Here is an 8,143-nt window from a genome sequence, read left to right on the forward strand (position 1 = left end):
GGACTCTGTGTAAGACAGTACATGGTTTTTTAACTGTGGTATGCGACGGTGGTGGAAGCAGAAACTTAAATCGTGAGGTTTAGGAATCGCCGCACTTTTAGGGCGGCGAGGATGTCAATAAAGATGAGGCTAATCTCTGCCATCTTAGGGCATACTGTGAGTGTAACGAAGCACTATATTATTCAGGTTGCTTTCCCACTCCTTCCCTAGCTGAATCTCTATATTGGAGAAGCCATAGTCATGATCGAAATGAAAGTCGCTGGAATTGCCCTAGACGCTATCACTCGCAGTCCCATTGTACTACTCAAGGATGGTTCCGAGCGTCGCGCCCTACCTATCTACATCGGACAAGATCAGGCTAAGGCCATTATCACCGTCCTCGAACAACAAAAACCCCCTCGTCCCCTCACCCACGATTTGATCGCTAATATTTTTAAAGTTTGGGACATGGATTTAGAAAAGATTATCATCCATTCTCTCCAAGATAATACCTTTTATGCTGTTCTCTGTCTCCAGCGCGGCGAAGTCAAAAAAGAAATCGATTGTCGTCCCAGTGATGCGATCGCTATTGCCCTGCGTACCAACAGTCCCGTCTGGGTAATGGAAGAAGTGATCGCTTCCGCTTCTATTCCCGTTGATCGTGATGCGGATGAAGAGGAACGTCAAGCTTTTCGCAATTTCGTCTCCAATCTTAGCCCCTCAGACCTGATCCAACGTCGCGGTGATTTTAGTGATCAGTGAAAATTCAGGAGATAGGAGATAGGAGATAGGGATTTAGGGAAATTTCAGCCAAATGCCCCACTTCCCCACTTCCCCACTTCCCCACTTCCCCATCACCCCACACCCCATCACCCCACTTCCCCACTTCCCCACACCCCATCACCCCACTTCCCCACTTCCCCACTTCCCCACTTCCCCACTTCCCCACTTCCCCATCACCCCACACCCCACACCCCACACCCCACACCCAATACCTTCTAACTGATAACTGATAACTGATAACTGAATCAATGCGTTATCGACGATTTGGCCGTACTAATTGGCAATTTTCGCTGTTTTCCCTGGGGACAATGCGCTGTTTGTCCTCAGAGTCGGTGTTTACTGCAACAGTTGATCGCGCCCTAGAATTGGGGATTAATCACCTAGAAACAGCCAGAGGTTACGGTAATAGCGAAGTTTTTCTCGGTCGCTACCTGCAGCGTCAAGGGGTGCGAGAGCGGGTGTATCTGACTACGAAATTAGTCCCCACTCCCGATCGCCAAACTATGGAAAAAGCGATCGCCGAATCCCTAGAACGATTACAATTAAATTACCTCGATTGTCTAGCAATTCACGGTATTAACACCAGCGAGCATTTAAACTGGATTAAAGACCCGCAAGGCTGCATGAAAGCCGTTTTTCTGGCCCAAGAAGCTGGAAAAATCGGTCATATTGGCTTTTCTACCCATGCACCCCTAGAAATTATTCTGGAGACGATCAATACAGATTTCTTCGCTTTTGTCAATATCCATTACTATTTTTTTTGGCAAAGACAGCAACCGGCGATCGCTTTAGCCCAAGCAAAGGACATGGGTGTGTTTATTATTTCCCCTGCTGATAAGGGAGGGGGTCTCCACAGACCTCCCAAGAAGCTAGAGGAATTATGCGCTCCTTTTTCACCCTTAGAGCTAAATTATCGCTTTTTATTGAGCGATCCGCGCATTACTACCCTCAGCGTCGGGGCAGCGATACCAGAGGAATTAGAGACAATTATTAACGTATGCGAAGGAGATCAGCCCCTAGATGCGGCAGAAATTGCCGTTTTTAAGCGTTTAGAGGCATATTTAACCGATAAATTGGCTACAGATTTATGTAGCCAATGTTATCAATGTTTACCCTGTCCCGAAAATATTAATATCCCCGAAGTGTTGAGACTGCGAAATCTGGCAGTAGCTTACGAAATGACCGATTTTGGCCAGTATCGCTATCGAATGCTGGAAAATGCCGGTCATTGGTTCCCCGGACGCAAAGCGAATAATTGTACTGAATGCGGTGATTGTTTACCTCGCTGCCCGGAAAAATTGCCGATTCCCCGGCTGTTATTTGATACACACGAACTACTTAACGGCCCGCCGCGACGGAGATTGTGGTCATCTTAGGACGAAACTGGGAAAAATTTTTTTTGGGGATCGTCAAAGTGTAAAAACTATCTTAAGATTAACAGGTAAGAGAATTAACTTTCTTGAATTTAAAGAGACAAAAAACAAGAAATAGATTAAGGAGTAAAGGATATGGCACTCGTCCCCATGCGGTTATTGTTGGATCACGCGGCTGAGAACGGATATGGCATCCCCGCTTTTAACGTAAATAATATGGAGCAGATCCAAGCGATCATGCAAGCGGCGGCAGCCACCGATAGCCCCGTTATCCTGCAAGCTTCTCGCGGTGCGCGCAAATATGCAGGGGAAAACTTCCTGCGTCACCTGATCACCGCCGCGGTGGAAACCTATCCTCATATCCCCATCGTGATGCACCAAGATCACGGTAATGAACCCGCCACCTGCTACTCGGCGATCCGTAACGGTTTCACCAGTGTTATGATGGATGGTTCCTTAGAAGCGGATGCTAAAACTCCCGCCACCTACGAGTACAACGTTAACGTTACTGCTGAAGTAGTAAAAGTTGCTCACTCGATCGGTGCTAGTGTGGAAGGGGAACTCGGTTGTTTAGGTTCCTTAGAAACCGGTAAAGGAGAAGCGGAAGATGGCCACGGTTTTGAAGGGGAATTAGATCACTCGATGCTGTTAACCGATCCCGATGAAGCGGTGGATTTCGTCGAAAGAACCCAAGTAGATGCTTTAGCAGTAGCCATTGGTACTAGCCACGGCGCTTACAAATTTACCCGCAAACCCACTGGCGAAATTCTCGCTATTAGCCGCATTGAAGAAATTCATAACCGCTTACCCAATACTCACTTGGTTATGCACGGTTCTTCCTCGGTTCCCGAAGATCTCCTCGAATTAATCAACCAATTCGGTGGCGCTATCCCTGAAACCTACGGTGTTCCCGTGGAAGAAATCCAAAAAGGCATCAAGAGTGGTGTGCGTAAAATCAATATCGACACCGACTGCCGTTTAGCAATTACCGCCGCAGTTCGTGAAGCACTATTCAGCAACCCGAAAGAGTTTGATCCCCGTTTCTTCCTGAAACCCTCGATCACCTATATGCAGAAAGTTTGTGCCGATCGCTATCAACAATTTGGTACCGCCGGTAACGCCAGCAAAATCAAACAAATGTCCCTCGATGACTACGCAGCCAAATATGCTAAAGGGCAATTAACCCAAGTCAGCAAAAAAGTTGTGGCTGTCTAGTAGCTGAACAATTAAGCGATCGCTTAATAGCACCGATCTAGTAGAATTTTTTGGGGTGGTTAACCATAACTACCCTCTTTTTTATGGGAATGCCTTCAAGGGAAAGAGTTACCAGATAAGAATCGATTTCAGAGAAAAGACTATACTGAAAATAATCAGCAGATCAGCACTGGATTTATAAGAGAAGCAAGATGAGAAAAAAATCGTTGTGGGCGGGATTATTGGTGGGATTTTGGTTTTGTCTAACTTGGATGGCATGGACACCCACAGCAGCCGCCTTTAGCGAAGAACAAAAATTACTACTGCAATCTTGGCGATTAGTCAACCAATCCTATTATGATGACACCTTTAATCATCAAAACTGGTGGCAGGTGCGGGAACAATTCATCAAAAAACCCCTCAACGATCGGACGGCGGCCTACAATGCGATCGAACAGATGTTAGCCACCCTCGATGAACCTTTTACCCGTCTCCTGCGACCGGATCAATACCATAACCTACAAATTAGCACCACGGGGGAATTATCGGGGGTAGGACTGCAAATTAATATCAATCCTGACAATGGTTACTTAGAAGTAGTTGCCCCCCTTGCCGGTTCTCCTGCTGAGGCCGCTGGTTTGACTAGCCACGATCGCATTTTGTTTATTGATGGCATCGATACCACTACTTTAACCCTCGACGCGGCGGCGGCCAAAATGCGCGGCACCCCCGGAACAGAAGTTTCCTTAGTCATTCTTCCCGATCAAAAAAGTCAACCAAAAACCCTATCTTTAACCCGTCAACGCATTTCTTTAAGTCCAGTAGTAGCGGTTTTAGATAAAAATTCTAGTTCCTTGCCCATCGGTTATGTGCGCTTAAATCAATTTAGTGCTAACGCTGCCAAAGAAGTCTCGGAAGCGGTGACGAACTTACAAAAACAAGGAGCCAAGGGTTATATTTTAGATTTAAGAAATAACCCCGGTGGTTTACTGCAAGCGGGCATAGAAATCGCTCGGATGTGGATTAATCAGGGAACGATCGTTTATACGGTTAATCGTGAGGGAATTGCCGATAGTTTTGCCGCTGCTGGCAATGCTTTAACCGATGCGCCTTTAGTGGTTTTAGTCAATCAGGGAACCGCCAGCGCCAGCGAGATTTTAGCCGGAGCATTACAGGACAATCAGCGAGGGGTTTTAGTGGGAGAAAAGACTTTCGGTAAGGGATTAATTCAGTCCTTATTCGAGTTACCGGATGGGGCAGGATTAGCGATTACCGTCGCTAAATATGAAACTCCCGCCCACCATGATATTCATAAGTTAGGCATTATGCCCGATCAAGTGGTGGCACAGGAACCGATCACATATCAGGAAATCGGCACCGAAAAAGATAGTCAATACCAAACGGCGATTCAGTTTTTAAACCAGAAGACCGTTTTAGCCAAAGCTTCCTAAGTGGGGTTTTCAGTTATCAGTTGCCAGTTATCAGTTATCAGTTATCAGATGCGAGTTTTCAGGATTCTTCGTTACTTGGTATAGTTCGATCGGGGGGCATAAATCGACTAAATCCTTATCTGGCAAGAGACTTAATTGATTAGTTCGTTAGAGAGGGAAAACAATTAACAAAGATCGCATCAATGTCTTTATATATAAGGGTTTTATCCCTTATAGCCCCGTTTATTGCCTAAGACAAACAAAAAGAACCGTTTTCAGTTTACTGTTTACTGTTTACTGTTTACTGATCACTGAAAAAACTTCCCACACCCCACACCCGACGGCATAGGTCGAACAAATTAGCCATTTTTTCCATCAATATCTAAATTAAGATGGAAACCTGTTTGATTTGAAGAGAATGCTAACATCGATTAGAATTTTCCCAGTCCGGGCTTTTCAGTCTTGCAACCTTGACTCATCCTTGATTTTACTGCCATGCAGAGATATATTCGATCGCCCCTAGCCCTAACCCTGAGCATCAGCCTGTTAGCTAATTTTTTAACCGCTTGTAATAATGCCCAAACCCCCGATAACACTGCCTCTAGTCCCACCACCACTGGCCCCGGTGATCAAGGCTTAAAATTAGGGGCTTTACTGCCCATTACCGGAGATTTAGCCGCCATTGGTCAAAATATGCCCGAAGCAGCCGCCCTAGCGGTAGAGACTATCAATGCCTGTGGTGGAGTCAATGGCAAACCCGTCACCCTCGTGAAAGAAGATGACCAAACCGATCCCGCCGCCGGTGCTTCAGCGATGACGAAACTAGCGGAGGTGGATAAAGTAGCCGGTGTGATCGGTTCCTTTGCCAGTAGCGTCTCAGGAGCAGCCGTCGATGTGGCGGTGAGAAAGAAAGTTATGTTAGTCTCTCCGGGTAGCACCAGTCCTGTATTTACTGACAGGGCGAAAAAAGGCGATTTTAAAGGTTTTTGGGCGCGGACGGCTCCCCCGGACACCTACCAAGCTCAAGCTTTAGCGGTCCTAGCTAAGAAAAAGGGTTTTCAAAATGTGGCCACCGTCGTGATCAATAACGATTATGGAGTCGGATTTGAACGGGAATTCGTGAGCGCTTTCGATAAATTAGGCGGCACTATCACTAATAAGCAAAATCCTGTCCGTTATGACCCGAGAGCTGCCACTCTCGATAGTGAAGCGGCGGCTGCCTTCGCTAACCAACCGGATGCTGTAGCGGCAGTCCTTTACGCTGAAACCGGCAGTTTATTACTGCAAGCGGCCTATAAACAGGGATTGACCAAAGGAGTTACCGTCCTCCTCACCGATGGGGTTTATTCGGAAGATTTCACCAAACAGGTGGGGAAAGGAACCGATGGTAAGTCAATTATTGCCGGCGCCCTAGGTACAGTCCCTGGGGCCGACGGTCAAGCTTTAAGCGCTTTTACGACTCTCTGGAAAGAAAAAACCGGCAAGGATGTCACCGCTTTTGTTCCCCATACTTGGGACGCGGCGGTTTTATTGATGTTAGCAGCTGAGGCGGCTAAATCTAACACTGGTGAAGGGATTCAAAGCAAGATTCGTGAGGTGGCTAACGGTCCGGGGACGGAAGTAACCGATGCTTGTCAAGCCATGGAAATGATTCGCAGAGGCGAGGATATTAACTATCAGGGGGCCAGTGGCAATGTGGATATCGATGAAAATGGCGATGTGGTCGGTAGTTACGATGTCTGGACTGTCAAGGATGACGGGACTCTCAAGGTTATTGATAAGGTGACACCTAATCAGTAATCAGTAATCAGTGATCAGGAGGCAGAAGGCAGGAGGTAGGGGATAGGGTGATAGGGATTTAGGGGTTTAGGGAAATTTCAGCCAAATGCTCCACTTCCCCACTACTTCACTACCCCACTTCATAATTCATCATTCATACTTTGTGCTTTTTGTCAAAAAAACTTTTTTTTTTGCAACAAAACTACACAAAAAAAAGATCATCTTTGTGGGTCAAATTGACTCATTTACCTGTCTTAATTAGGGTCTGCTGAAAAAGTTTTTCCTAGGGGCAGGGTGTAGGGTGTAGGGTGTGGGGTGTGGGGTTTTACAGATTTTGAGGGGGTCAATTACCTAATTTTCAGGGAAAAAGTCCCTGAATTTCCCCAACAGTCTTATGGGATGAAAATTCGACCGACTCCCATATAGTTTTCTAGATCAAATAAAATCTCAATCAAGCGGGTAGCACATCTTTGCCGATAGCTACTTTCATCAAAGCGATCAGGGTTTCCAATTGTCAGAATTGGCAGGGAAGCGGGTGTATTTTCTTCACGTATGGTTTGTTCCAGCGAATCAATTCCTTTCATATTTCGATTTGCTGTAATTAAAATCATCTGAGTGTTTTGAGCAAATTGCCAAACAACCCGATCACTACTATCCATCGGCAATCCAACATCCTGAAAGGTGAAGAAGCGGATGGGCAAAAGATCAAGCCATCCTTCTGCTGAGAGGGTTCCCCAGAATAAAACAACATCGCCCGTTAAGTTGTAGTCAATCAGAAAGTTCATGATTGAGATTCAATGCGTGCTTTCCACTCTTGAAGCTTCGCACGAATGGTTTCTTGACCAGGCTTAGGGGGCATCGCCGCAATCTTGGCAAATCGCTCACGATTTCGCTCTTCCCAGTATTGACGAATTTCTGTCGCTGTCTGCAAGCATTCTTGATACTCGGCTTCAACCTCAGTACAATGAGTCTCAATGTATGCTAGGGCTGAATCAATCTGTCTATCATTAAGACCAAGTTTTTCACGAATCAGCTTGGGGGGATACTGAGCCTTTAGGTAATCCATAACATCATAAAGGGTAATTCGCGTACCGGCGATTGTCAATCCACGCTCTGTACGAATAATAGCTGATTGCCCGTTGGATACCAGAACCATACTCATAACCTTCTAGAATTTCATCGAAAATTTGGGTCTGAAACCCCGTCGTTCTACGACGGCTTTACTGTTAAATATTAGCGCATTTACACGATATATGCTAGAATGCGAGATATGGAAAAAGCCTATTCTTACCGATTTTACCCGACACCAGAACAAGAGTCGCTATTGCGGCGCACATTGGGCTGTGTAAGATTAGTTTACAACAAAGCTCTCCACGAACGAACACAAGCTTGGTACGAAAAGCAAGAAAGAGTAGGCTATGCTCAAACTTCTTCAATGCTAACCGATTGGAAAAAACAAGAAGAATTAGACTTTTTAAACGAAGTTAGCTGTGTACCTTTACAACAAGGGTTAAGACATTTACAAACAGCTTTTACTAATTTCTTTGCTGGTCGTACTAAGTATCCTAACTTTAAGAAAAAACATCAGGGAGGAAGTGCCGAATT

8 protein-coding genes are annotated in these 8,143 nt (G+C 45.8%); 6 read left to right on the top strand and 2 right to left on the bottom strand.

Features of this window, described 5'->3' with window-relative positions:
* Nucleotides 1-240 precede the first annotated feature (240 nt).
* From EWV68_RS11260 to EWV68_RS11280, 5 genes are all read left to right on the top strand, one after another.
* Nucleotides 241-741: a bifunctional nuclease family protein gene (locus tag EWV68_RS11260; protein ID WP_061432090.1), complete on the top strand. Its 501-nt coding sequence runs from the start codon at nucleotides 241-243 to the stop codon at nucleotides 739-741.
* Between the two features lie 269 nt (nucleotides 742-1,010).
* Entirely contained in the window at nucleotides 1,011-2,138 is a 1,128-nt protein-coding gene (locus tag EWV68_RS11265; protein ID WP_287169819.1) for an aldo/keto reductase, read from the top strand.
* Between the two features lie 132 nt (nucleotides 2,139-2,270).
* Complete coding sequence (gene fba, locus EWV68_RS11270; protein WP_002744497.1) at nucleotides 2,271-3,350, top strand: class II fructose-bisphosphate aldolase; 1,080 nt, start codon at nucleotides 2,271-2,273, stop codon at nucleotides 3,348-3,350.
* A 191-nt stretch (nucleotides 3,351-3,541) separates the two neighbouring features.
* Nucleotides 3,542-4,780 (top strand): carboxyl-terminal processing protease CtpA, encoded by a 1,239-nt coding sequence (gene ctpA / locus EWV68_RS11275; protein WP_287169820.1) that lies wholly within the window; start codon nucleotides 3,542-3,544, stop codon nucleotides 4,778-4,780.
* Nucleotides 4,781-5,254: 474 nt separating this feature from the next.
* On the top strand, nucleotides 5,255-6,559 hold the full coding sequence (locus EWV68_RS11280; RefSeq protein ID WP_287169822.1) for an ABC transporter substrate-binding protein: 1,305 nt from the start codon (nucleotides 5,255-5,257) through the stop codon (nucleotides 6,557-6,559).
* 371 nt (nucleotides 6,560-6,930) lie between these two features.
* Here EWV68_RS11280 and EWV68_RS11285 read toward each other — a convergent pair whose 3' ends face one another.
* Nucleotides 6,931-7,323 (bottom strand): DUF5615 family PIN-like protein, encoded by a 393-nt coding sequence (locus EWV68_RS11285; RefSeq protein WP_002758893.1) that lies wholly within the window; start codon nucleotides 7,321-7,323, stop codon nucleotides 6,931-6,933.
* The gene (locus EWV68_RS11290; protein WP_002758892.1) at nucleotides 7,320-7,694 is read right to left on the bottom strand and encodes a DUF433 domain-containing protein; all 375 of its coding nucleotides are present in this window, start codon (nucleotides 7,692-7,694) and stop codon (nucleotides 7,320-7,322) included. The genes EWV68_RS11285 and EWV68_RS11290 overlap by 4 nt, the downstream gene beginning before the upstream one ends.
* A gap of 114 nt (nucleotides 7,695-7,808) precedes the next feature.
* Here EWV68_RS11290 and EWV68_RS11295 point away from each other — a divergent pair.
* A partial coding sequence (locus tag EWV68_RS11295) for an RNA-guided endonuclease InsQ/TnpB family protein (RefSeq protein WP_287169823.1) occupies nucleotides 7,809-8,143 on the top strand: 335 nt, incomplete at its 3' end.

The sequence above is a fragment of the Microcystis sp. M_QC_C_20170808_M9Col genome (assembly GCF_007095495.1).
Taxonomy (GTDB): domain Bacteria; phylum Cyanobacteriota; class Cyanobacteriia; order Cyanobacteriales; family Microcystaceae; genus Microcystis; species Microcystis aeruginosa.

Bases quoted from the DNA above. Each gene is read 5' to 3' on its own strand.
- EWV68_RS11260 (WP_061432090.1), top strand. From the start codon at position 241: ATGATCGAAATGAAAGTCGCTGGAATTGCCCTAGACGCTATCACTCGC.
- EWV68_RS11265 (WP_287169819.1), top strand. From the start codon at position 1,011: ATGCGTTATCGACGATTTGGCCGTACTAATTGGCAATTTTCGCTGTTT.
- fba (WP_002744497.1), top strand. From the start codon at position 2,271: ATGGCACTCGTCCCCATGCGGTTATTGTTGGATCACGCGGCTGAGAAC.
- ctpA (WP_287169820.1), top strand. From the start codon at position 3,542: ATGAGAAAAAAATCGTTGTGGGCGGGATTATTGGTGGGATTTTGGTTT.
- EWV68_RS11280 (WP_287169822.1), top strand. From the start codon at position 5,255: ATGCAGAGATATATTCGATCGCCCCTAGCCCTAACCCTGAGCATCAGC.
- EWV68_RS11285 (WP_002758893.1), bottom strand. From the start codon at position 7,323: ATGAACTTTCTGATTGACTACAACTTAACGGGCGATGTTGTTTTATTC.
- EWV68_RS11290 (WP_002758892.1), bottom strand. From the start codon at position 7,694: ATGGTTCTGGTATCCAACGGGCAATCAGCTATTATTCGTACAGAGCGT.